This window comes from Aeromonas sp. 25-AL00135 (assembly GCF_054052385.1).
The window spans coordinates 68,934-92,193 of sequence record NZ_JBSTYQ010000013.1 but is presented as its reverse complement, the minus strand read 5'-3'; the positions used below and the strand labels follow the sequence as shown (position 1 = coordinate 92,193).

Annotated in this window: 20 protein-coding genes; 13 read left to right on the top strand and 7 right to left on the bottom strand. The window is 58.1% G+C overall.

Annotation, left to right across the window (positions count from 1 at the left end):
* Positions 1–36 precede the first annotated feature (36 nt).
* From ACW5XC_RS13570 to ACW5XC_RS13560, 3 genes are all read left to right on the top strand, one after another.
* Entirely contained in the window at positions 37–384 is a 348-nt protein-coding gene (locus ACW5XC_RS13570) for a hypothetical protein (RefSeq protein ID WP_042052364.1), read from the top strand.
* Positions 385–408: 24 nt separating this feature from the next.
* Positions 409–912, top strand: coding sequence for a hypothetical protein (locus ACW5XC_RS13565; protein WP_042052365.1), 504 nt, complete (start codon positions 409–411; stop codon positions 910–912).
* Between the two features lie 147 nt (positions 913–1,059).
* Positions 1,060–1,545, top strand: a complete 486-nt coding sequence (locus ACW5XC_RS13560) for a GNAT family N-acetyltransferase (protein ID WP_042052366.1) — start codon at positions 1,060–1,062, stop codon at positions 1,543–1,545.
* 123 nt (positions 1,546–1,668) lie between these two features.
* Here the strand turns inward: ACW5XC_RS13560 and eno are convergent, their stop codons facing one another.
* The 5 genes from eno to rlmD form a co-directional block, all read right to left on the bottom strand.
* Positions 1,669–2,970 (bottom strand): phosphopyruvate hydratase, encoded by a 1,302-nt coding sequence (gene eno, locus ACW5XC_RS13555; RefSeq protein ID WP_005335583.1) that lies wholly within the window; start codon positions 2,968–2,970, stop codon positions 1,669–1,671.
* Between the two features lie 89 nt (positions 2,971–3,059).
* Positions 3,060–4,697: a glutamine hydrolyzing CTP synthase gene (pyrG, locus tag ACW5XC_RS13550; protein WP_005343329.1), complete on the bottom strand. Its 1,638-nt coding sequence runs from the start codon at positions 4,695–4,697 to the stop codon at positions 3,060–3,062.
* Positions 4,698–4,838: 141 nt separating this feature from the next.
* Entirely contained in the window at positions 4,839–5,636 is a 798-nt protein-coding gene (gene mazG / locus ACW5XC_RS13545; protein WP_042052367.1) for a nucleoside triphosphate pyrophosphohydrolase, read from the bottom strand.
* A gap of 73 nt (positions 5,637–5,709) precedes the next feature.
* Complete coding sequence (gene relA, locus ACW5XC_RS13540) at positions 5,710–7,923, bottom strand: GTP diphosphokinase (protein WP_042052368.1); 2,214 nt, start codon at positions 7,921–7,923, stop codon at positions 5,710–5,712.
* A gap of 390 nt (positions 7,924–8,313) precedes the next feature.
* Positions 8,314–9,636 (bottom strand): 23S rRNA (uracil(1939)-C(5))-methyltransferase RlmD, encoded by a 1,323-nt coding sequence (gene rlmD, locus ACW5XC_RS13535; protein ID WP_042052369.1) that lies wholly within the window; start codon positions 9,634–9,636, stop codon positions 8,314–8,316.
* A gap of 153 nt (positions 9,637–9,789) precedes the next feature.
* Here rlmD and barA point away from each other — a divergent pair, with 153 nt between their 5' ends.
* The 7 genes from barA (at position 9,790) to galE (ending at position 18,791) form a co-directional block, all read left to right on the top strand.
* A complete protein-coding gene (barA, locus tag ACW5XC_RS13530) occupies positions 9,790–12,507 on the top strand; it encodes a two-component sensor histidine kinase BarA (protein WP_042052370.1) in 2,718 nt (905 codons plus the stop codon).
* Positions 12,508–12,596: 89 nt separating this feature from the next.
* Entirely contained in the window at positions 12,597–13,076 is a 480-nt protein-coding gene (locus tag ACW5XC_RS13525; protein ID WP_005335594.1) for a YehS family protein, read from the top strand.
* Positions 13,077–13,110: 34 nt separating this feature from the next.
* Complete coding sequence (locus tag ACW5XC_RS13520) at positions 13,111–13,998, top strand: N-acetylmuramoyl-L-alanine amidase (RefSeq protein WP_042052371.1); 888 nt, start codon at positions 13,111–13,113, stop codon at positions 13,996–13,998.
* 155 nt (positions 13,999–14,153) lie between these two features.
* Positions 14,154–14,621 carry a Dps family protein gene (locus ACW5XC_RS13515; protein ID WP_005362843.1) on the top strand — a complete coding sequence of 156 codons (468 nt, stop codon included), beginning with the start codon at positions 14,154–14,156 and terminating at the stop codon, positions 14,619–14,621.
* Positions 14,622–14,910: 289 nt separating this feature from the next.
* The gene (hcp, locus tag ACW5XC_RS13510; protein WP_042052483.1) at positions 14,911–16,560 is read left to right on the top strand and encodes a hydroxylamine reductase; all 1,650 of its coding nucleotides are present in this window, start codon (positions 14,911–14,913) and stop codon (positions 16,558–16,560) included.
* A gap of 111 nt (positions 16,561–16,671) precedes the next feature.
* Entirely contained in the window at positions 16,672–17,661 is a 990-nt protein-coding gene (locus ACW5XC_RS13505) for a hybrid-cluster NAD(P)-dependent oxidoreductase (protein WP_042052372.1), read from the top strand.
* A gap of 116 nt (positions 17,662–17,777) precedes the next feature.
* Positions 17,778–18,791, top strand: coding sequence for a UDP-glucose 4-epimerase GalE (gene galE, locus ACW5XC_RS13500; protein WP_042052373.1), 1,014 nt, complete (start codon positions 17,778–17,780; stop codon positions 18,789–18,791).
* Positions 18,792–18,860: 69 nt separating this feature from the next.
* Here galE and ACW5XC_RS13495 read toward each other — a convergent pair whose 3' ends face one another.
* Positions 18,861–19,562 carry a phosphatase PAP2 family protein gene (locus ACW5XC_RS13495; RefSeq protein ID WP_042052374.1) on the bottom strand — a complete coding sequence of 234 codons (702 nt, stop codon included), beginning with the start codon at positions 19,560–19,562 and terminating at the stop codon, positions 18,861–18,863.
* Between the two features lie 258 nt (positions 19,563–19,820).
* Between ACW5XC_RS13495 and mpl the strand changes: the two genes are divergently transcribed.
* Both mpl and ACW5XC_RS13485 read left to right on the top strand, forming a co-directional pair.
* A complete protein-coding gene (gene mpl, locus ACW5XC_RS13490) occupies positions 19,821–21,191 on the top strand; it encodes a UDP-N-acetylmuramate:L-alanyl-gamma-D-glutamyl-meso-diaminopimelate ligase (protein WP_019445347.1) in 1,371 nt (456 codons plus the stop codon).
* Positions 21,188–21,799 (top strand): flavin prenyltransferase UbiX, encoded by a 612-nt coding sequence (locus ACW5XC_RS13485; RefSeq protein ID WP_042052375.1) that lies wholly within the window; start codon positions 21,188–21,190, stop codon positions 21,797–21,799. Before mpl ends, ACW5XC_RS13485 begins: the two co-directional genes overlap by 4 nt.
* A gap of 72 nt (positions 21,800–21,871) precedes the next feature.
* Here the strand turns inward: ACW5XC_RS13485 and ACW5XC_RS13480 are convergent, their stop codons facing one another.
* Positions 21,872–22,486, bottom strand: coding sequence for a TetR/AcrR family transcriptional regulator (locus ACW5XC_RS13480; protein WP_042052376.1), 615 nt, complete (start codon positions 22,484–22,486; stop codon positions 21,872–21,874).
* 201 nt (positions 22,487–22,687) lie between these two features.
* Between ACW5XC_RS13480 and hpt the strand changes: the two genes are divergently transcribed.
* Positions 22,688–23,218, top strand: coding sequence for a hypoxanthine phosphoribosyltransferase (gene hpt, locus ACW5XC_RS13475; RefSeq protein ID WP_005335618.1), 531 nt, complete (start codon positions 22,688–22,690; stop codon positions 23,216–23,218).
* Positions 23,219–23,260: the final 42 nt, after the last annotated feature.

Genomic DNA, 23,260 nt, shown 5'->3' with positions numbered 1-23,260 from the left:
TATATTAAATTCAATAACTCAGCATGGAGACTAGTAATGAAATACGAAGAGATTGCTAAAATATGCGAAGAACTTAGCTACCGAGATAAGTTCAGGCTTGCCCAACTTCTAATTCAATTAGCAAGAAAGCAGGAAGAAGAAGAGTATCCAGTGCAAAGAAAACCGGAAGGACCGGCCAATGACATAAACAATATCACCTATGTCGCTGAGCGACTGCTGAAACTAAAGCCGGCAAAGAAAAGTACCCTTCTAAACTCCATCGGCGCAATGTTTCAATTCCAGGGCGGAATATCTGATGCAGATAAAGAGAAAATTGCCATAGTACTTCAAAAGAAAAAAATAATTACCATTACAGAAACAGGCAAGGTTTTATACCCAGAATAATGTGTAATCAAGGAGTGACAATTTTTGCCGACAATCACTGAAATAGAAGAGGAAGCAACTAAATTCAGGGGTTTACTTGAGAGGTGTGATAAGAAAAACACAAAGCTAGTAATTGAGTGCTTTCCAATTATGAGTTGTAAGTTATCTTCTATGCTTTTAGCCTATCATTTTCTTTTGTTATGGCCAAATATGGAGATTAAAGGTATAAGTGGAGCCACAGGAAAAAATAAAAACATAACCCATTACTGGCTAGAAATAAATGATGTTGCAATTGACATAACAGGCGATCAATACAATATCATTAGTGAAGAAGAATTAAATAAAGAAATTATAATGAATCGGCCATTTGGAGTTGTACATGTTTACAATAAAGCTAGCAGCTACCTGTATGATCTATTCAAGATCATAGAAAGCGAGCCTCTCGTATATGGATTTCCTACAATTGGGGAAGATTTTATTGAAGATCTAGCTCTTGGTTACAGTCAAATAATTTATCAGGCAACATGTGAGAATAACAAAAAAAATTAGGCCAATAGTTTTTATTAGCAATAATGTAATCGGACTTTCACGATAACAATATTCGTGATAGCAGCAGTTTCCTTTAGAGACCGACTTTCACATGATCTCTGTATTCACCTGTATCTTTGCTGGCTAACACCCGCGCCAAGGAGATTTATGAAGCCTGACTTAACCGGCACTCGGATTGTACTGCGCACCATTGGCCCGCAGGATGCCGCCGATCTGTTCGAGATTTATGGCAATCCGCTGACCATGGAGTTTGCCTCTGATCCCTGCTTTACCTCTCCCGCCATGGTGGCGCAGATGATGGCGAGCGTAGTGCGGCTGGAGCAAACGGGGAAGTCGCTGGAGTGGGCGATTGTCGAGCGGAAGAGCAACAAGGTGATCGGCACCTGCGGCCTGCACAGTTTCAGCGAGGCGGGTCGCTGCTGCGAGGTAGGTTGCCTGCTCAATGCGGCCTATTGGCGCAGAGGGTTTATGTCGGAAGCGCTGGGATTGCTGTTCGCCCACGCCAACACACTGGGAGTCACCTGCCTCACCGCAGATATCGATGCAAATAACGTCCGCTCTATCGCCCTGTTTGAAAAGCTGGGCTTCAAGGTGCATGCAGGGCGCTATCAGCGCATGCTTCCCTTTGTCTGACCCGAAACCAGAGGCATAACCCCCTCGCCTCTCAAGCTGTTGTGGCAAGGATCAGCCATAAAAAAACCGGAACCCAAGGGTTCCGGTTTTTTTCATTCCAGCCGAGGCTGGCAAACCAGCAAATTAAGCCTGGTTTTTAACTTCTTTCAGACCGCGGAAAGGAGCTTTGGCACCCAGAGCTTCTTCGATACGGATCAGCTGGTTGTACTTGGCAACACGGTCAGAACGGCTCATGGAACCGGTCTTGATCTGGCCAGCAGCGGTACCAACAGCCAGGTCGGCGATGGTCGCGTCTTCGGTCTCACCGGAGCGGTGGGAGATGACGGCAGTGTAGCCAGCGTCTTTGGCCATCTTGATGGCAGCCAGAGTTTCGGTCAGGGAACCGATCTGGTTGAACTTGATCAGGATGGAGTTGGCGATGCCGTTGTCGATACCGCGCTTCAGGATCTTGGTGTTGGTTACGAACAGGTCATCACCAACGATCTGGATTTTCTTGCCCAGTTCAGCAGTCTGGTAGGCAAAACCTTCCCAGTCAGATTCGTCCAGGCCATCTTCGATGGAGACGATCGGGAACTTGGTGGTCAGGTCAGCCAGGAAGTCGGAGAAACCGTTGGAGGTGAAGACACGACCTTCGCCTTTCAGGTTGTACTCTTTCTTCTCTGCGTCGTAGAACTCGGAAGCAGCGCAGTCCATAGCCAGGGTGATGTCGGTGCCCAGTTTGTAACCGGCAGCGGCAACGGCTTCAGCGATAACTTCCAGCGCTTCGGCGTTGGATTTCAGGTTCGGAGCGAAACCACCTTCGTCACCAACTGCAGTGTTGTAGCCCTTGGACTTCAGCACTTTGGCCAGGTTGTGGAACACTTCTGCGCCCATGCGAACGGCTTCTTTCAGGGTCTTGGCGCCAACCGGCTGGATCATGAACTCCTGGATGTCGACGTTGTTGTCGGCGTGCTCACCACCGTTGATGATGTTCATCATCGGCAGCGGCATGGAGTAAACACCCGGGGTGCCGTTCAGCTCGGCGATGTGGGCGTACAGCGGCATGCCTTTGGCAGCAGCGGCAGCTTTGGCGTTAGCCAGGGAAACAGCCAGGATGGCGTTGGCGCCGAACTTGGATTTGTTCTCGGTACCGTCGAGGTCGATCATGATCTGGTCGACAGTGGCCTGGTCCTTGGCATCTTTACCCAGCAGAGCTTGAGCGATCGGGCCGTTTACGGCTTCGATGGCTTTCAGCACGCCTTTACCCAGGAAACGGCTCTTGTCGCCGTCACGCAGTTCCAGCGCTTCGCGGGAACCGGTGGACGCACCAGACGGAGCGGCTGCCATACCAACAAAACCACCTTCCAGGTGAACTTCGGCCTCAACGGTCGGGTTACCACGGGAGTCGATGATTTCACGACCGATCACTTTAACGATCTTGGACATGTGTATTTCCTCAGGTTTCGTAAAAAAACAACAAAAATATGCCAAAAAAAGCGGCTGTGGCACAGTGCCCCAACCGCATTTATTTTCAATTACTTCAAATTACGCTTCTGATACTCGCCTGCCGCCTTCACAAAACCGGCGAACAGAGCGTGGCCATCACGAGGAGTAGAGGTGAACTCCGGGTGGAACTGCGCAGCCACGAACCAGGGGTGATCCGGGATCTCGATGATTTCCACCAACTTCTTGTCAGCGGAGAGACCGGTCACTTTCAGGCCGGCTGCCTCGATCTGCGGCAGCAGCTTGTTGTTGACTTCATAACGGTGGCGGTGACGCTCGTAAATGGTCGGGCTGCCGTACATCTGACGCACCTTGGAATCTTCGACCAGGTGGCAGAGCTGGGAACCCAGACGCATGGTACCGCCCAGATCAGACTTCTCGGTACGGGTCTCGATATTGCCCTCTTCATCCACCCACTCGGTGATGAGGCCAACGACCGGGTATGCGCAATCTTTCTTGAATTCGGAGGAGTGAGCCCCTTCCATGCCCGCCACGTTGCGAGCGAATTCGATCATGGCAACCTGCATGCCGAGGCAGATACCCAGGTAGGGGATCTTGTTCTCGCGGGCATACTGGGCAGCCAGAATTTTGCCTTCCACACCGCGCTCACCGAAGCCACCCGGCACCAGGATCGCGTCCAGACCTTCCAGCAGCTCGGCGCCACGGGTCTCGATATCCTGAGAGTCGATGTACTTGATGTTGACGGAGTGACGGGTCTTGAGACCACCGTGCTTGAGCGCCTCGTTGACGGACTTGTAGGCGTCCGGCAGGGAGACGTACTTGCCGACCATACCGATGGTCACTTCACCAGTCGGGTTGGCCTCTTCGTAGATAACCTGTTCCCACTCGGACAAGTCAGCCTCTTTGCACTCCAGACCGAAACGCTCGGTGAAGTAGGAGTCCAGATTCTGGGATTTCAGCAGTGCCGGGATCTTGTAGATGGAGTCGACGTCTTTCATGGAGATGACGGCGCGCTCGGGCACGTTGCAGAACAGGGCGATCTTGGCGCGCTCGTTGGCCGGAATGGCACGGTCGGAGCGGCAGATCAGCACATCCGGCTGGATACCGATGGAGAGCAGCTCTTTGACGGAGTGCTGGGTCGGCTTGGTCTTCACTTCACCGGCAGCGGCCAGGTAAGGAACCAGCGTCAGGTGCATGAACATGGCGTTGTTGCGGCCCACTTCGGCAGCCAACTGACGAATGGCTTCGAGGAACGGCAGGGACTCGATGTCACCTACGGTACCGCCCACTTCGACGATGGCAACCTGATGGCCTTCGGCACCGGCAATCACCCGCTCTTTGATGGCGTTGGTGATGTGCGGGATAACCTGAATGGTGGCGCCCAGATAGTCACCACGACGCTCTTTACGCAGTACGTCGGCGTAGATACGGCCGGTGGTAAAGTTGTTGCGACGGGTCATCTTGGTGCGGATGAAACGCTCGTAGTGGCCCAAATCCAGATCGGTTTCGGCCCCGTCCTCGGTTACGAACACTTCACCATGCTGGGTCGGGCTCATGGTGCCCGGATCCACGTTGATGTACGGGTCCAGTTTCATGATGGTCACATCCAGACCACGGGCTTCCAGAATGGCTGCCAGAGAAGCTGCGGCAATGCCTTTGCCGAGGGATGAAACAACGCCACCAGTAACAAAAATATATTTGGTCGTCATGCTGAACCTGAAAGAAGTTTAGGGAATTTTAAGGGGTGCTTCGGGGATGAAGCAGGACGGGGAAACAGTATACCAAAAACCCCTCTCCCAAACAATGAGCAAAAATCTATCAGGCTCACCGCCCCCCCATCTTGCGCCAAATCAACTTTGCTCGGTTTCCTTCGCACTATCCCAGGCGGCATCGAGCTTTTCGAGGGTGCAATCGGTCATTTTCAAGCCTTCTGCGGCGATTATCTGCTCAACCTGACGAAAGCGACGTTCGAACTTGGCGTTGGCACCGCGCAGCACCTGCTCCGGATCCTTGCCCAGATGACGCACCAGATTGACGGTGGCAAACAACAGGTCGCCGAGCTCGTCGCTCACCCGCGCCTCGTCCACATCGGCCATCAATGCCTCTTCCATCACCTCGTCGATCTCTTCGTGGATCTTGTCCACCACAGGCCCCAACGTCTTCCAGTCAAAACCGACGGTGGCACAGCGTTTCTGGATCTTGGCGGCGCGGGTCAGGGCAGGCAGCGAGAGCGGGATATCGTCCAGCACGCTCTCTTTGTCGAGGGCCGCCCGCTCTTTGGCCTTTTCCGCCTCCCAGTTCGCTTTTACCGCTTTCTCGTCGCCAAGGTCTGCATCGGAAAAAACGTGGGGGTGACGGCGAATGAGCTTCTCGCTCACCGTATCGACGATATCGGCGAAGTCAAACAGCCCACGCTCTTTACCCAGCTGGGCGTAAAACACCACCTGAAACAGCAGGTCACCCAGCTCCCCTTTCAGCCCCTGCCAATCTTCGGTCTCGATGGCATCGGCCACCTCGTAGGCCTCTTCCAGGGTGTGCGGCACTATGGTCTGGAAGTCCTGTTTCAGATCCCAGGGGCAGCCGTTTTGCGGATCGCGCAGACGAGCCATGATTTCGAGCAGTTGGGAGAGGTCGTAACGTTGGGACATGGGATATTCGCTTTCGATTTGTTCAAAAAGGGTCGTAAATGCAGACCGGCCACTGGGGCCGGTCGGTTCGCTATCAAAGCCGCTTGGCGCTAATTACGTCATTGAGCTGACTGAGCTTGGCCAACGCCCGGTTGAAGGCGTTGATGTTGTAAATCTCCAGCTCCATGTCGATCTCGGCGGTCTGCTCGCGCACGTTGGAGCGTGAGCGCACCCCCATCACATTGATCTTCTCGTTGGCCAGCACGGTAGTGATATCGCGCAGCAAGCCGGAGCGATCGTTGGAGATGATCCTGATGGTGAGGCCGTAGCCGCCGGAGTAGTTCTCCCCCCACACCGCATCGATCAGCCGCTCGGGGTTGCGGCGTGACAGCTCCTTGAGCTGCTCGCAATCTTCCCGGTGAATGGACACCCCGCGCCCCATGGTGATAAAGCCCTGAATGGAGTCCCCCGGAATGGGCTGGCAGCAGCGGGCGATATGGGTCATCAGGTTGCCGACCCCTTCCACCACTATGTGGTCTTTGGGCTTTTGGCGCATCGGCGCGTTGGCCTTCTGCTCCAGCTTCTCCAGCAGGCGTCGATCTTCCTCTTCCGCCGTCGGCTTGTTGTAGCAGGTGTCGAGATAGTTGAGCACCTGGTTGATGCGGATATCGCCGCTGCCGATACCGGCTAGCAGATCGTCGGTGCTCTCCAGATTGAATCGCCGCAGCATGTTGCCCTTGTCGATCTTGGACATGCTGAGGTTGTGGCGATCCAGCTCCTTCTCGAACAGCTCGCGACCGGCCACGATATTCTTGTCCCGATCCAGTTTTCTGAACCAGGTCGCCACCTTGGCCCGCGCCCGGCTGGAGCGCAGGAAGCCGGCGTTGGGGTTCATCCAGTCGCGGCTCGGGTTGGGCTCTTTCTGGGTGATCACCTCCACCTGATCGCCGGTCTGCAGCGCATAGGTAAACGGCACAATACGGCCGTCAATCTTGGCGCCGATGCAGCGGTGGCCGATCATGCTGTGGACGTGATAGGCAAAATCGAGCGGGGTGGCGCCCGCCGGCAGGTCGATGACATCCCCTTTCGGGGTGAAGACGTAGACCCGGTCCTCGAACACCTGACTGCGCAGATCTTCCAGCAGGGAGCCGCTCTCGGAGAGATCTTCCTGCCAGGCGAGCAGCTTGCGCAGCCACTCGATCTTGTCTTCGAAGGTGTTGGCCTTGCCGCCAGCCTGCGCCCCTTCCTTGTAGCGCCAGTGCGCCGCGACGCCGAGCTCGGCATCCTGATGCATCTGGTCGGTACGGATCTGGATCTCGACCGTCTTGCCCTCCGGCCCCACCACTACGGTGTGAATTGACTGATAGCCGTTGGGTTTGGGGTTGGCGACATAGTCGTCAAACTCGCGGGGAATATGGTGGAACTGGGTGTGCACTATCCCGAGCGCCGCATAGCAATCCTGCAGCCGCTTGGTCACTACCCGCACCGCGCGCACGTCGAACAACTCGTTGAATTCGAGGTGCTTCTTCTGCATCTTGCGCCAGATGCTGTAGATATGTTTCGGCCGACCGTACACCTCGGCGTCAACTCCCGCCTCTTTCAACCCATTACGCAGGGATTGCACAAACTCGCGGATGTAGCGCTCGCGGTCGAGCCGCTTCTCGTCGAGCTGCTTGGCGATCTGTTTGTAGGTATCCGGGTGCAGGTAACGAAAGGCGAGATCTTCCAGCTCCCACTTGAGCTGGCCGATGCCCAGACGGTTGGCGAGCGGTGCATAGATGTTGGTGATCTCCTGGGCCATCAGCACCCGGGTCTCTTCATCTGCCGTCTTCGCTTCCCGCAGGCAGGCGATCCGCTCCGCCAGCTTGATCACCACGGCGCGCACATCCTCGACCATGGCGAGCAACATGCGACGCACGTTGTCGACCTGCTCCGGCGAGGTTTCGCTGCGATGGAGGGTTTGCAGGGAGCGGATGGCCTCCATCTCCAGCACCCCTTCCACCAGCTTGGCGATCTTGGAGCCAAAGTCCTCGTCCATCCGCTCCTGGCTGATGAGACCGGCTTCGACGAAGGGGTAGATGATGGCGGCCTTGAGGGTGCCGATATCCATGCTGAGCATCTGCAGGATGCCCACCATTTCGATGCCACGCACCAGCAGCTTGCTGGTCAGCGCCTCGTCACCGAGCGTCAGACAATACTGGTAGACGGTTCGCAGCTGATCCTTTTCACTGTCACTCAAGGAGAGCGAGCTGACCCACTCTTCCAGGGTGAAGTTGTCTTTCAAATGAATATCGCGAACCGCAACCATGGTATCAATCCTTTAAATTATCGGGCCGAAAGCTGTCACTTTCTCCCCTCATGAGATTGCCTCAAATGGGGATATCCAGCGCACTTTTCAAGGCATATTGTCCAGAAAGACAATAGAGCGCGCCAACAGGCCCTGCCGAACGACGAGGGTCTAGATTACCCCAATCACATCAGCTCAAACAGACGCAGACATGCCAGATTACATATCCGCATCGCCGTACCGATGAGCAGGATTACTTCATATACACACCCGCTCAAACAGCCGCAGACATGTCAGATTACATATCCGCATCGCCGAACTGATGAGCAGGATTACTTCATATACACACCTGCTCAAAGAGTAACGAACATGCCGGATGACCTATCCGGCATCGCCGAACGGATGAGTCATTTACTCCCGTTCAAACAGCGCCATGGACTCCAGATGACCGGTGTGAGGGAACATGTCGAGCATGCCGAGGCGCACCAGACGGTAACCCCCTTTCACCAGCACCTGACTGTCCCGCGCCAAAGTGACCGGGTTACAGGAGACGTAGACCACCCGCTTGGGTGAAAGTTTCACGACGTGTCCCATCACTTCCAGCGCGCCGGGGCGAGCCGGATCCAGCAGCACCAGATCAAACCCTTCCCGCGCCCAGGACATGCCGACGATGTCATCGCTCAGGTCGGCTTTGTAGAAACGGGCATTGGTGATGCCGTTGCGACGGGCGTTCTCTTCGGCCCGCTGCACCATGGCCAGTTCACCTTCCACACCCACCACTTCGCGAGCCTGACGGGCCAGCGGCAGGGTAAAGTTGCCGATACCGCAGAAGAGATCGAGCACCTTGTCATCCTTGCTCGCCCCGAGCCATGTCAGCGCCTGCTCAACCATGCTCTGGTTGATGGGGCCATTGACCTGAATGAAGTCACCCGGAGCAAATGCAAGAGACAGGCCATCCAGCGAATAGGATGGGGAAAATTGTGGTTGCAGCGCTTCGATGCGATCATCGGCCGCCTGCAGATAGAGGTCGATCCCCTGCGCTTTTGCAAACTCCACCAGCAGGGCGCGATCCGTCTCATTGGGGCGGCCGGTGTGGCGCAGCAGCATCATGATCCCCTGCTCGGCCTGGATTAGCTCCGCATGGCCCAGCTCGCGCTGGCTCTTGAGGCGATTGAGGCATTCACGCAGCGGGGCAATCAGCGCAGAGAGCGGTTCGGCCAGCACAGGGCAACTGTCGATCTCCACCAGATCGTTGCTGTTGCGGCGGCGGAAACCGACCCGGGTGCAGCGACCGTTCTTGTCAAATTTGATGGCCAGACGACAGACCCGGCGATAGGCACGATCCTCACCGGTCAGTACTGGCTCCAGCGCCGGCGCCTTGATGTTGCCCAACCGCTCGAACAGGCTGACCAGTCCCGCCGCCTTGGCGGCTTGCTGATCGGCAACCGACATGTGCTGGGCACTGCAACCGCCGCACTCGCGATAATGGCTGCAAAAGGGGGCGATACGATTGGCCGCCGGGGTCACCACCTGTTGCAAGGCGGCGTGACCATACTGCTTTTTCTCTTCGGTGATACGTGCCTTGACTGTCTCGCCGGGCAGTGCCCCTTCGACGAAGATCGCCTTGCCCTGATGGCGACCGATACCGACGCAGTGGTGATCGAGGGTGTCTATCGTAAATTCAATGCGTTGGAGCTGGGTGGACTTCTTTTGGGGCTTGAAAAACTGGGCCATAAAACTTGGTGCCTATAGGTGGCTATGTCATGATTGTGGAATCTGCTGCCGGGTATTGTCCCACAAGAATAATAGTATGACCAAATACGGCCACAGAGCCCGTGTATTGCCATCAACCCTATCGCCAACCCTGTTCACTGGTGGCCTGTTCGTATGACCAAATATGGCCTGAGAGCACGCGTTCTCGCCTTCACCATCCTGCCGACCCTGATCATCGGTGGCCTGATGGCCGGTTACTTCACCTTCCACCGCTACCAGCAGCTGGAAAACAACCTCATTGATCAGGGGATCAACATTATCGAACCGCTGGCGATCGCCAGTGAATACGGGATGACCCAGCACAGCCGAGAATCCCTCAAGCGGCTGATTGGCCTGACCCATCGCAAGAACTCCCCCTTCATCAAGTCCATCGCTGTTTTCACCCAGGACAACCAGCTGTTCGTCACCTCGAACTATCACCGGGATTTCACCCGACTCAGGCTGCCCGATGGCGAGCCTATTCCGGATCTGACCAGCGTGACGTTTCAGGGGGACGACATCATTTTGCGCACCCCGATCCAGGCTGAAACCAGTCTGGATGGCTTCCCGCTGCCCAGCGATGTAGAGCCGCCGATGATCGGCTACATCTCGATGCAGATGGCGACCGATAGGGCCATGCTGCTGCAGTACCGCGACACCTTCTTTGCGGTGATCATGGTGCTCATCGGGGTCGCCTTCAGTACCCTGTTTGGCTTCCGTCTGGTCAAGAGCGTGACCCAGCCCATCACCAACATGGTGCAGGCGGTGCACAAGATCAGGGAGGGGCGGCTCGATACCCGGGTCAGCGGCCAGCTCACCGGCGAGCTGGATATGCTGAAAAACGGCATCAACGCCATGGCCAAGGCACTCTCCGAATATCACGAAGAGATGCAGCAGAATATCGATCAGGCCACCTCTGACCTGCGCGAAACGCTGGAGCAGATCGAGATCCAGAACGTCGAGCTCGACATGGCCAAAAAACGGGCGCAGGAGGCGGCGCGGGTCAAGTCGGAGTTTCTGGCCAACATGTCCCACGAATTGCGTACCCCGCTCAACGGGGTCATCGGTTTTACCCGCCAGCTGCTGAAAACCAGCCTGACCCCGAGCCAGACCGACTACATGCAGACCATCGAGAAGTCGGCGCGCAACCTGCTTGGCATCATCAACGACATCCTCGACTTCTCTAAGCTGGAAGCGGGCAAGCTGCAGCTGGAACATATCCCGTTCAGCCTGCGCGATACCCTCAACGAGACCATGCACCTGCTCGGCCCCAGCGCCCACGACAAACAACTGGAGCTCTCCCTGCGGGTGGATGCCGATGTGCCGGACTACCTCACCGGCGACCCCATGCGTCTGCAACAGGTGCTGACCAACCTCACCGGCAACGCCATCAAGTTCACCGAACAGGGCAACGTGGATGTCCATATCGAGCAGACCGGCAGTGGCAACCACAAGGTGAGGCTCAACGTCCAGATCCGTGATACCGGCATCGGCATCTCCCAAGAGCAGCAACATCAGCTGTTCCAGGCCTTCAATCAGGCCGACTCCTCCATCTCCCGTCGTTATGGCGGCACGGGCCTGGGCCTCGTCATTACCCAGAAGCTGGTGCAGCAGATGGGCGGCCAGATCCGCTTCGAATCGGAGCTCGGCAAAGGCTCCATCTTCTCGTTCAGTCTGGATGTGGAGGTATCCCCCCTGCCCCAGACCGATCAACTGCCGCTGGATCGGATCCGTGGCAAACGGCTCTGGCTGCTGGAACCGGATCCCTTCGCGCAAGCCTCCCTGCTCGCCCTGTTGGCGGAGTGGCACCTCGACGTGCACCCACTGACCAGCGATGATCCCTGGCCCGAGATGAGCGAGCAGGAGATGGTGATCATCGGCAGCAGCACCCTGCATACGCCGCAGCAGGTGCTCGGCCGTCTCGACAGACTGAACGGCCAGCAGCAGAACACCATAGTGCTACTCAGCAGTCACGAGCCGGCGCTCTATGAAGCTATGCTGGCCCATGGCGCCCAGCACTGTCTCTCCAAACCGGTCAACCACCGCAAGCTGCTGCACGCCCTGCTCTCGCCGGAATCGAGCCGCCAGAAGCTGCCTGCTCAGCCTGCGCCGCGCCAGTTGCAGCCGATCAAGGTGCTGGCGGTGGACGACAACGCCGCCAACCTCAAACTGATCGCCGCCATGCTCAAGGAGATGGTGAGTCAGGTGGTGGTGTGCAAAAACGGCAAGGAAGCGGTCAAGCAGGCCCAGAGCCAGCCGTTCGACATCATCTTCATGGATATCCAGATGCCGATCATGGATGGCATCAGCGCCACCCAGGCGATCCGCAACCAGTCCCTCAACACCACCACCCCGATCGTGGCGGTGACCGCCCACGCCATCCCCGGCGAACGGGAGCGGCTGATCCGGCAGGGGATGGACGACTATCTGGCCAAGCCCATCGACGAGAGCATGCTGGCCCAGCTCATCACCGACTTTGCCCATCGCCGCCACCAGAATAATGGTGCCCAACAGATCGACTGGGCACTGGCGGTGCGGCAGGCGGCGGGGAAAGAGCATCTCGCCAGAGAGATGCTGACCATGCTGCTGGCCAGTTTCGACGAAGTGGAACCAGTGCTGGATAGCGCGCTGGCTGGCGAAATTGAAGATAGCGAGGTGCTGGCCCAGCTCCATCGCCTCAACGGTGGCTGTGCCTATTCCGGGGTGCCTGGGCTGCAACGGCTGCTCTCCCAGCTGGAGCAACAGCTGCGTGACGGCGTGCCGGTCAGCGAGCTGGAACCCGAGCTGCTGGAGCTGCAAGATGCGCTGGAACTGGTGCGCCAGGAGGCGCCCCGCTATCTCGGCAAGGCTTGATGAGCTTGACCTGAACTGTATCGGCCCCCGCTTTTTCTGACGCGAGGGCCGCCAGATGGTAAAGTTGCGCCGTTTACACAGGAGTCAGCATGACCAACAACGATATTCTGCGCCGTCTGCGCTACGCCCTCACCATCAGCAACGACCAGATGGTCGAGATGTTTGCCAAGGGCAACCTGACGGTCACTCACGCCCAGCTGCACAGCTGGTTGATGAAAGAGGCGGCGGAAGGTGAAGAGCAAGAGGCAGGCTATGTCGCCTGTCCCGACTCGGCTCTGAGCCAGTTCCTCGACGGTTTCATCATCGCCCGCCGCGGCGTGCGGGAAGATGCACCGGCCCAGGTGATCCCGAACCGGATCAACAACAACATGATCCTGCGCAAGCTGCGCATCGGTCTCAACTTCAAGGAAGAGGATATGCTCGGCACCCTCAAGCTCGCCGACTTCAACCTCTCCAAGTCCGAGCTCAGTGCCCTATTCCGCTCCAAGGATCACAAGCACTATCAGGATTGCGGGGATCAGATCCTGCGTAACTTCCTGATCGGTCTCACGGCCAAATACCGCGGCTAACCAGCCGCGCGACTGACCAGACCGGGCCTTCGACATGTGCCAGCGACTCACTCCTCCCACGCTCAGCAGCTTGGCTGCAGCAGGGGGATGGCGCTGGCGCTGTCTTCTTCCCCTCTTCTTTTTACCACTGGTTCTGCTGCTGAGCGCCTGCACACCATCCGAGTACCAGCTATCTACCCGCTATCAGAGCGCCAACCAGAATGAGCGGATCGCCTTTCTGATCCTCCACTACACCGATGAAGATGATGCCAATTCCCTGCGCCTGCTGACCGAGCCGGAGCACAAGGTGAGCGCCCACTACCTGATCCCCTGCGACAGCCGCGAAACACCGCTCACCGTCTATCAGCTGGTGCCGGACAACGCGCGCGCCTGGCATGCGGGACGCAGCCGCTGGCACCAATATTCCGGGCTCAATGCCAGCTCCCTTGGCATCGAGATCGTCAACCTCGGCTATCCAGCGGAAGATGAGCCGCTGGCCCCCGATGCCCGCCGCTGGCAACCCTATACCCCGCAGCAGATAGCTGCCGTCGGCGCCCTCAGCCGGGAGCTGGTCGCCCGCTACCAGATTCCACCGACCCAGGTGCTGGGCCACAGCGATGTCGCCCCCGAGCGCAAGCAGGATCCCGGCCCCCACTTCCCCTGGCGCCAGCTCTATCTGACGTACGGGGTCGGCGCCTGGCCCGATGAAGGTCGGGTGGCTGAGTTGCTGGCCAGCCCCTTGCCCGACTGGGATGCGGCCATGTGGCAGCAGCAGTTGGCCCGCTATGGCTATGGCCTGCCCCGGAGCAGCCAGTGGGATGAGCAGAGCCGCGCCGTCATGGGCGCCTTTCAGCTCCACTTTCGCGCCAGCAAGGTCGATAGCAAACCGGACCGCGAGTGTCAGGCCATCCTGATGGCGCTGCTCGAAAAATACTTCCCCTAATACTCATCCATTGCCCCCGTTGCTGCGTACTGTTTGATAGCCGTTAGCTATCAAACAGTTAGGCACAAGCAATTGTCCCTGCATTTTGCAAGGCGTTATTCTGACTGCGTTCCGAAAGAGAATTTCAAACCGATTTCCAAATCTGGAGGTGAATGATGAAAAGCCCGATTGGTCTTGATACTGCTCAATCACAAGCCCTGGCAGCCGAGTTGAACAAATTGCTGGCCAGCTACCAGATCCTCTACATGAACGTGCGCGGCTTCCACTGGAATATCCGTGGCAACCAGTTCTTCGAGCTGCACCTGAAATTTGAAGAGATTTACAACGACCTGCTGCTGAAAGTCGATGCACTGGCCGAGCGGATCCTGACCCTGGATGGCGTGCCCATGCACAGCTTCAGCGACTACCTGAAAGTCTCTGCCATCCCGGAACAAAAAGGGCTGCACGATGGCCGCGCCTGTGTCGAATCCCTGCTGGATAGCTTCCGCGAACTGCTGGTCGCCCAGCGTCGTATTCTGGGCCAGGCCGCCGAAGCCGGTGATGAGGGCACTGCCTCCATCCTCTCCGACTATGTGCAGCAGCAGGAAAAACTGGTCTGGATGCTGCGCGCTTATCTGGCCTGATAGTGAACCAAGCCGACTACAGCGTACGTATGCTGGCTTGAGTAAGTACCGGGCCGAAAGCTCCTGACCAGACCACGGCCCAATCCGTCTGATTGTTATGTTCTGTTGCAAACCTGAGTTGTCTCTCCTTTTATCCACCCGCTTGCCGCCCTGTTTGGGCGGCTTTTTTTGTTTTTGATCTGCATCAAGGGAATCTTAATTGGCAAATTGAATGCCTATTAAGTTTTTCGCGAGAGGAATAGAATCGCCACAAAACAGACAACTGAAATGTCCAATTAGGAGAGACATGATGTTTTGTGTGCAATGTGAACAGACAATTCGTACCCCGGCTGGCAACGGCTGTGCCTACGCACAAGGTATGTGCGGCAAAACGGCGGAAACCTCGGATCTGCAGGATGTGCTGATCTACACCCTGCAGGGGCTCAGCGCCTGGGCGCTGGCCGCCCGTAAGCAGGGCATCATCGACCGCGAGATCGATGCCTTCGTGCCCAAGGCCTTCTTCGCCACCCTCACCAACGTCAACTTCGACTCGAATCGCATCGTGGCCTATGTCAATCAGGCCCTCGCCTATCGCCAGCAGCTGGCCGATCGTATGACCGCCATGGCGGTGCAGGTCAACGGCTTGCCACAGTCCGCTTACTTCGAACCCGGTGCCGAGCTGCTGGAGCAACTTGCCCATGCCGCATCAGCCGCCCCCAATCGGGGCAAGAGCGAGGTGAACGAAGACATCATGGGGCTGCGCCTGCTCTGCCTCTACGGCCTCAAGGGCGCCGCTGCCTATATGGAGCACGCCCGGGTGCTGGATCAGCAGAGTGACGAGGTGGCCGCCGAATTCCACCGCATCATGAGCTGGCTCAGCACAGACCCGAGCGAAATGGGTCGGCTGTTCAGCTGCGCCATGGAGATCGGTCAACTCAACTTCAAAATCATGGAGATGCTGGATCTCGGTGAAACCAGCGCCTTCGGCCATCCGGAGCCGACCCGGGCCAGGGTCACGCCGATCCCCGGCAAGTGCATTCTGGTCTCCGGCCACGACATGATGGATCTCAAACTCATTCTGGAGCAGACCAAGGGGACCGGCATTCATGTCTACACCCACGGCGAGATGCTGCCCGCGCTGGCATACCCCTTCTTCAAGCAGTACCCCCATCTGGTGGGCAACTACGGCTCCGCCTGGCAAAACCAGCAGAAGGAGTTTGCCAACTTCCCGGGCGCCGTGGTGATGACCTCCAACTGCATCATCGACCCGAATGTGGGCAACTACTCGGATCGCATCTTCACCCGCTCCATCGTCGGCTGGCCGGGCGTAACCCATCTGGAGGGGGATGATTTCTCCGCCGTGATCGCCAAGGCGCAAGCGCTGGAAGGCTTCAAGCACACCGAGCTCGAGCACTTCATCACCATCGGCTTTGCCCGCAACGCCCTGATGCAGGCTGCACCCGCGGTGATCGAGAAGGTCAAGGCCGGGGAGATCAGCCACTTCTTCCTGGTAGGTGGCTGTGACGGCGACAAGGCCGAGCGCGCCTACTTCACCGAGTTTGCCAAGGCGGCGCCGCGCGACAGCCTGCTGCTCACCCTGGGCTGCGGCAAATACAAGTTCAACAAGCTCGACTTTGGCGACATCGGCGGCATTCCGCGTCTGCTGGACGTGGGTCAGTGCAACGATGCCTACTCCGCCATCCAGTTGGCGCTGGCACTCTCCGAGGCGTTCGAGTGCGGGGTCAACGATCTGCCGCTGACGCTGGTGCTCTCCTGGTTCGAGCAAAAAGCCATCGTCATACTGCTCACCCTGCTCTCCCTCGGGGTGAAGGACATTCGTACCGGCCCGACCGCCCCCGCCTTCCTCACCCCGGCTCTGCTCAAAGTGCTGGAGGAGCAGTTTGGCCTGAAAGGGACCACCACGGCCGAGGCTGACCTGGCCGAGATCCTGGCGGCCTGATCGGCACCTCATGTTGTAAGCGTTTGGCGAGCCGCCCGGCTCGCCTTTTTTCTGGATCCGGCTTTTTCACCAGACGTTTTTCGAACCGTTTCAAACCTAAGGAGCCTTGTGATGACCTCTCTCACGCTCACCTGCATTGGCCGCCAACAGAACACCCACGACGTCGTGAGCTGGCAGCTGGCGCCGCTTTCCGGCAGCCTCCCTCCCGTACTGGCTGGCCAGTGCATCACCCTGCATACCGAGATCGACGGCCAGCCGGAGTGCCGCGCCTATACCCTCTCCTCCAGCCCACAGGATGTATTCTGGCAAGTGACTATCAAGGATGTGGGACGGGTCTCCCACCATCTGCATCAGACCTTGCAAGTGGGAGACAAAATCCGGGTGGATGGCCCGTTCGGCGATTTCAACCTGACCGCCTTGCCTTGCGAACGGCCACTGCTCTTGAGCGCTGGTTCCGGCATTACCCCCATGTGGGCCATGTTGCGAGACGAGCTCGCCAAACGACCGGATGCCGATATCCGCTTTATCCATAGCGCCCGCTCGCCAGCAGATGTGATCTTCGCAGATGACTTGGCTGCACTGGCTGAGGCCCATGCCGGTGTACGCCATGCCCTGATTATGGAAGAGGCCCCTGCAGATCACCCCTGGATTGGCCGACTCACCCCCGCCATGCTGGCCGAACTGGCCCCGGATCTGCGCGAACGCCATGTCTATCTCTGTGGCCCGGCCCCCTATATGGCGGCGGTCAAAACCATGCTGGCCGAACTGGGACTGCCGCAGGAGCAGCAGCATCAGGAGTCCTTCGGTTTTCCTCCAGCAGAGCCCATCAAGACCACCAGCGACCACTTCTGGCTAACCCTGAAAAAGAGCGGCAAGAAAGTGAAAATCCTGCCGGGTCAGACCCTGCTGGCGGCATTGGAAGCTGCGGGCGAAACCATGATGGCTGCTTGTCGCGCCGGGGTATGTGGCAGCTGTCGTTGCACCACCACAGGTGACATCGAGCGCCAGAGCGTGATGACCTTGAGTGCGCAGGATCTGGAGAGCGGCGTTGCTCTGGCCTGCTCCTGCACCGCAAAAGGGGATATCGGACTCGATTATTGAGGCGTGGTGAAGCCTTTTGTGAGGTGCGGTGAAAGCGTCATCGGTATCCCAACCTTTTCCCAAGTAGACAGGGGCGCTAGACTCTGCCCCAGTTTCACCAGAACACGGGATAAAAAATGACAATACTGGTCACAGGGGGCGCCGGCTATATCGGCTCCCACACCCTGGTTGAGCTGCTGGGCGCGGGGCAGCAGGTCGTGGTACTCGACAACCTATCCAACTCCTCACCGGCGTCACTCAAGCGGGTCGAGCAGATCACCGGCAAACCGGTCACCTTCGTCGAAGGGGATGTGCTGGACAGAGCCTGCCTGCAGCAGCTGTTCGCCAACCACCAGATCGAATCGGTCATCCACTTCGCCGGCCTCAAGGCGGTCGGGGAGTCGAGCCAGATCCCGCTCACCTACTACCAGAACAACATCAGCGGCACTCTGGTGCTGTGCGAAGAGATGGCCAAGGCCGGGGTTTTCCGGCTGGTATTCAGCTCCTCGGCCACTGTCTATGGCGATCCCGCCTCGGTACCGCTGCGGGAAGATTTCCCCACCAGCGCCACCAACCCCTATGGTCGCTCCAAGCTGATGGTGGAGGAGATCCTGCGCGATCTCGCCAAATCCGATCCCCGCTGGGCTATCGTACTGCTGCGTTACTTCAACCCGGTCGGCGCCCACGAGAGCGGCCTGATTGGTGAAGATCCCAACGGCATCCCCAACAACCTGTTGCCCTATATCAGCCAGGTCGGCGTGGGCAAGCTCAAGGAGCTGGGGGTATTTGGCAACGACTACCCGACCCCGGATGGCACCGGCGTACGTGACTACATCCATGTGGTGGATCTCGCCATCGGCCACCTGAAAGCACTGGCGCGCATCAAGAGCGACACCGGCGTCTTCACCTACAACCTGGGCACAGGTCAGGGCTATTCGGTGCTGGAGATGATCAGGGCGTTTGAAGCGGCCAGCGGCCGACCCATTCCCTACCAGATCAAACCCCGTCGCCCGGGCGACATCGCCGAGTGCTGGGCAGAGCCGACACTGGCCCGTGCCGAGCTGGGCTGGCAGGCTGAGCGCGGTCTGGAGCAGATGATGGTCGATACCTGGCGCTGGCAAAGCAACAACCCGAACGGCTATCAAGGCTGATATCTCGTGGGTGGATAATAAAACGCCCCGACATTTTCATGTCGGGGCGTTTTATTTTGCGACGTTCAATCAGTGGGTCTGACTGCGCAGCAGCGGCACACGGGCCAATCGGGGGGCGAGGCGCTCTATCAGCCGATCCGCCAGCGGGGTCAGCAGCACCCAGGGCAGACAGAGGGTCGCCAGCCCCAACGCGCCGACATAGACATCGGTAAACCAGTGAGCGCCAACCAGAATGCGCGGCGCGGAAAAGATCGGCACCATCAGCAATGCGGTGACTCCCGCCCAGCGCGGCAGATAGCGCAGGGCAAAACCGGCAAAGATCATCAGGAACAGGGCGTGATCCCCCGGGAAGCTATCACCGGAAGAGTCCTTGGTCGGAATACCGCTGATCTGGGTCACCCGCAGCGCATCGGCCACCATCAGAGTCGGGCTGGGACGCTCCACCGGCAATCGGTGACCAAGCTGGTTGATCACTAACGCACTCAGCAGCATCACTATGCCCATCGCCACCAGTTGGCGACGACCCACCAAATCCCGGGCGAAGAAGCAGCGGGCCAGGATCAGCCCCATACAGGCCAGCACCGCCAGATCGAACAGCCGGTTATTGGTGATGGCCACCAGATCGGCCCACAGAGCCGACTGCCCGAGCCAGCCGTTAACGGTATGAAAAATCGCGAGGTCCCACTGTTCCCAGGGACCATGAGCGGGCAGCGCAGCCCAACTGATGGCCACCAGACCACCGACCAGATAGCAAAGCAGGAACTTGCCCATGGGGACTCTCCTTTGGAAAAGGGCGATATCGTAAAACTGTAGCGTGCGTCACAAAACCGAAGAATTGTAAGAAAGTGCGACACAATATCAAGCCTCAAACAAAGCCCGTCAGCCTATTCCAATCTCGCATATCCCAACAGCGCCAAGATTTCTGCCTCCGGTGCTGCATCTGTGGGCTTCTCACCATGAGTGCGGCTTGTGCCACCACCGCAACACCCCCTAGAATGCGCACTTCCCTTTACTGCGAAAGGAAGCGGTATGCATATTCACATTCTCGGGATCTGCGGCACCTTTATGGGTGGTCTGGCGGTGTTGGCAAAACAGCTTGGTTATCGGGTGACCGGTTCGGATGCCAATGTCTATCCCCCCATGAGTACCCAGCTCGAGCAACAGGGCATCGAACTGACCGAAGGCTATGACCCCTCCCAACTCGATCCGGCGCCGGATCTGGTGGTGATTGGCAACGCCATGAGCCGTGGCAACCCCTGTGTTGAATATGTGCTGGATCGCAATCTGCCCTACATCTCCGGCCCCCAGTGGCTGCTGGAGCATGTGCTGCAAGATCGCTGGGTACTGGCCGTTGCCGGCACCCACGGCAAGACCACCACCGCCAGCATGCTGGCCTGGGTGCTGGAGTATGCCAAGCTGGAGCCCGGTTTCCTCATCGGCGGCGTGCCGGGCAACTTCCCGGTCTCGGCCCGTCTCGGCTCCGCCCCCTTCTTCGTCATCGAAGCGGACGAGTATGACTGCGCCTTCTTCGACAAGCGCTCCAAGTTCGTCCACTACCACCCGCGTACCCTGGTGATGAACAACCTGGAGTTCGACCACGCGGACATCTTCCCGGATCTCGCCGCCATCCAGCGCCAGTTCCACCACCTGATGCGTACCGTGCCGAGCAACGGCCGGGTGCTGTTCCCGCAAACGGATGACAACCTCACCGCCGTACGCAAAATGGGCTGCTGGAGCGAAGTGGAGCTGGTGGGTCAGGACGACGCCAAGTGGAAAGCGGTCAAGCTGGCCGATGACGGCTCCGCTTTCGAGGTGTGGCTGGATGGCGAAAAGCAGGGCGAGGTGCACTGGGAGTGCATCGGCGAACACAACGTCAACAATGGCCTGATGGCCATCGCGGCCGCCCGTCATGCTGGCGTGATGGTAGAACATGGTATTGCGGCGCTCTGCCAGTTCAAATCCCCCAAACGGCGGATGGAGCTCAAGGGCGAGGTAGCTGGCATCAGCGTTTATGACGACTTCGCCCACCACCCCACCGCCATCGAAACCACCCTTGGAGGTCTGCGCGCCAAGGTAGGCAAAGCCCGTATCCTGGCAGTGCTGGAGCCGCGCTCCAACACCATGAAGCTGGGGGTACACAAGGAGGAGCTGGCCGGCTGCTTCGATGGTGCTGACGAGGTATTCTTCTTCCAGCCTCCCAACATCGGCTGGGATCTCGGCGAAGTGACTGCCCATATGACCCGACCGGCCAAGGTATTCAACGATCTGGAGACCCTGATCAACCGACTGGTGGCCGAGAGCCGCGATGGCGACCATATTCTGATCATGAGCAACGGCGGCTTCGGTGGCATTCATGACAAGCTGATCGCCCGCCTCAAGGATTACCACGGCGAACTATGAACAAAGCGATCACCCTGGCGCTGACCGGCGCCTCCGGCGCCCCCTACGCCCTGCGCCTGCTCCAGTGTCTGGTGCAGGCGGACTATCGGGTCTACCTGCTCGCCTCATCGGCGGCTCGTGTGGTACTCAAGACCGAGCAGCAACAGGATTGGCCCGGCTCGCCGAAAGAGCTCTCTGCCTATCTTTGTCGCCAATATGGCGCCAAGGAGGGGCAGATTGTCGCCTGCGGCAAGGAGGAGTGGTTCTCGCCGGTGGCCTCCGGTTCGGCCGCGCCCAAACAGATGGTGGTCTGCCCCTGCTCAATGGGCACCGTCTCGGCCATTGCCAACGGCACCTCGGACAACCTGCTGGAGCGGGCAGCGGATGTGGTGATCAAGGAGCGCGGCCAACTGATCCTGGTGCCCCGCGAAACCCCCTTCTCGGCGATCCATCTGGAGAACATGCTGAAACTGGCACGGCTCGGGGTGACCATCATGCCCGCAGCCCCCGGTTTCTATCATGAGCCGAAAAGCATCGCCGATCTGGTGGACTTTATGGTCGCCCGCATCCTCGATCATCTGGGTGTCGAGCATGAGCTAACCCACCGCTGGGGCTATGGCCACCAGTGAGGTGACCGCCACATCCGGCCATAAAAAAACGGCGCCACTCAATGAGTGACGCCGTATTTTCGTTAAGCCGTGTTAGCGAGCCTGAATTGGCGCCGTCACGTACTTGAACAGGAAATCAGTCACCTCTTGGCGCACCGGGCGCTGAGGTTGATTGATCATCTGCATCATCACATAGCCAAAACCGGTCAGAGAGCGGGCCAGATCCTGTGCCGACAGCACACTGGTGATCTCCCCTGCATCCATGGCGGTTTGCAGCTCGCTGGCGATCAGCTCAAGGCAGTGATCGAGCAGCCGGGTATAGCGGGGCCATACCTCTTCCCGAACCGATGAGCTCCACTCCAGCCAGATACCGGCATAATCCGGTTGATCGTAGGCGGCATCGACAGAGAGGCGTACATGACGCTGGATCTTGTCGAAAATGGAGCCCTGGTCACCGTATGCCTGCGACAGCATCTGGTTCACAAAGCGTTCGATCTCGGCCAGCACCTCATCTACCAACTCCTCGCGGGTGTTGAAATAGTTGAAGACGGTAGCCACAGAGACCTTGGCCTGTTCGGCTATCTCGGCGTGACCTGCACGGCCAATGCCGCGACGGGAGAACACCTCGATGGCACATTCCATCAATTGGGAGCGACGAGCTTCCGGCGACAGCCGGGTACGACGTCTTATTTCTGCGCGTGGTTCCATAGTTTTTATCATCTAATAGTTATTGATTATGGTGTTTATAGTATTTTAACTAATCATGCCTGAGTGCCTGCTAACTCTATCAATTAAAATAAGCCGATAAAAGCACCACGTATCTCTAGCACCCTTCAACATGAGTGGTAGAATCATCGGTTTTGATATTCATGAACGGCCAAATCCCCTTTGGCCTTATGGGAGTAAGTGATGAAACACACCGTCGAGGTGATGATCTCCGAGGCTGAAGTAGCCGCCCGGATCGCCAAATTGGGTGAAGAGATCACCGCCCGCTATCAGGGTTCTGACGAAGTCGTGATGATTGCGCTGCTGCGCGGTTCCTGCATCTTCCTGGCCGATCTCTGCCGCCAGTGCCAGCTGCCCATCACCCTGGACTTCATGACCGCCTCCAGCTACGGCTCCGGCATGCACAGCACCCGTGACGTCCGCATCCTCAAAGACCTGGACGATGACATCAAGGGCAAGGATGTGGTGATCGTGGAAGACATCATCGACACCGGTTACACCCTCAACAAGGTGCGCGAGATCCTCTCCCTGCGCGAGCCGAAATCCCTGGCCATCTGCACCCTGCTGGACAAACCCTCCCGCCGCGAAGTGCAGGTGCCGGTCGACTGGATTGGCTTCGCCATTCCGGACGAATTCGTGGTCGGCTGTGGCATCGACTACGCCCAGAAGTACCGCAACCTGCCGTTTATCGGCAAAGTGGTACCCCAGGAGTAAGCCGGGTTCAGGAATATCACGGGTGAAGCGGCCTTGCGCCCT

Excerpts from the sequence above, each read along its gene's own strand:
- ACW5XC_RS13570 (WP_042052364.1), top strand. The coding sequence starts at position 37 with ATGAAATACGAAGAGATTGCTAAAATATGCGAAGAACTTAGCTACCGA.
- ACW5XC_RS13560 (WP_042052366.1), top strand. The coding sequence starts at position 1,060 with ATGAAGCCTGACTTAACCGGCACTCGGATTGTACTGCGCACCATTGGC.
- eno (WP_005335583.1), bottom strand. The coding sequence starts at position 2,970 with ATGTCCAAGATCGTTAAAGTGATCGGTCGTGAAATCATCGACTCCCGT.
- pyrG (WP_005343329.1), bottom strand. The coding sequence starts at position 4,697 with ATGACGACCAAATATATTTTTGTTACTGGTGGCGTTGTTTCATCCCTC.
- mazG (WP_042052367.1), bottom strand. The coding sequence starts at position 5,636 with ATGTCCCAACGTTACGACCTCTCCCAACTGCTCGAAATCATGGCTCGT.
- relA (WP_042052368.1), bottom strand. The coding sequence starts at position 7,923 with ATGGTTGCGGTTCGCGATATTCATTTGAAAGACAACTTCACCCTGGAA.
- rlmD (WP_042052369.1), bottom strand. The coding sequence starts at position 9,636 with ATGGCCCAGTTTTTCAAGCCCCAAAAGAAGTCCACCCAGCTCCAACGC.
- barA (WP_042052370.1), top strand. The coding sequence starts at position 9,790 with ATGACCAAATATGGCCTGAGAGCACGCGTTCTCGCCTTCACCATCCTG.
- ACW5XC_RS13525 (WP_005335594.1), top strand. The coding sequence starts at position 12,597 with ATGACCAACAACGATATTCTGCGCCGTCTGCGCTACGCCCTCACCATC.
- ACW5XC_RS13520 (WP_042052371.1), top strand. The coding sequence starts at position 13,111 with ATGTGCCAGCGACTCACTCCTCCCACGCTCAGCAGCTTGGCTGCAGCA.
- ACW5XC_RS13515 (WP_005362843.1), top strand. The coding sequence starts at position 14,154 with ATGAAAAGCCCGATTGGTCTTGATACTGCTCAATCACAAGCCCTGGCA.
- hcp (WP_042052483.1), top strand. The coding sequence starts at position 14,911 with ATGTTTTGTGTGCAATGTGAACAGACAATTCGTACCCCGGCTGGCAAC.
- ACW5XC_RS13505 (WP_042052372.1), top strand. The coding sequence starts at position 16,672 with ATGACCTCTCTCACGCTCACCTGCATTGGCCGCCAACAGAACACCCAC.
- galE (WP_042052373.1), top strand. The coding sequence starts at position 17,778 with ATGACAATACTGGTCACAGGGGGCGCCGGCTATATCGGCTCCCACACC.
- ACW5XC_RS13495 (WP_042052374.1), bottom strand. The coding sequence starts at position 19,562 with ATGGGCAAGTTCCTGCTTTGCTATCTGGTCGGTGGTCTGGTGGCCATC.
- mpl (WP_019445347.1), top strand. The coding sequence starts at position 19,821 with ATGCATATTCACATTCTCGGGATCTGCGGCACCTTTATGGGTGGTCTG.
- ACW5XC_RS13485 (WP_042052375.1), top strand. The coding sequence starts at position 21,188 with ATGAACAAAGCGATCACCCTGGCGCTGACCGGCGCCTCCGGCGCCCCC.
- ACW5XC_RS13480 (WP_042052376.1), bottom strand. The coding sequence starts at position 22,486 with ATGGAACCACGCGCAGAAATAAGACGTCGTACCCGGCTGTCGCCGGAA.
- hpt (WP_005335618.1), top strand. The coding sequence starts at position 22,688 with ATGAAACACACCGTCGAGGTGATGATCTCCGAGGCTGAAGTAGCCGCC.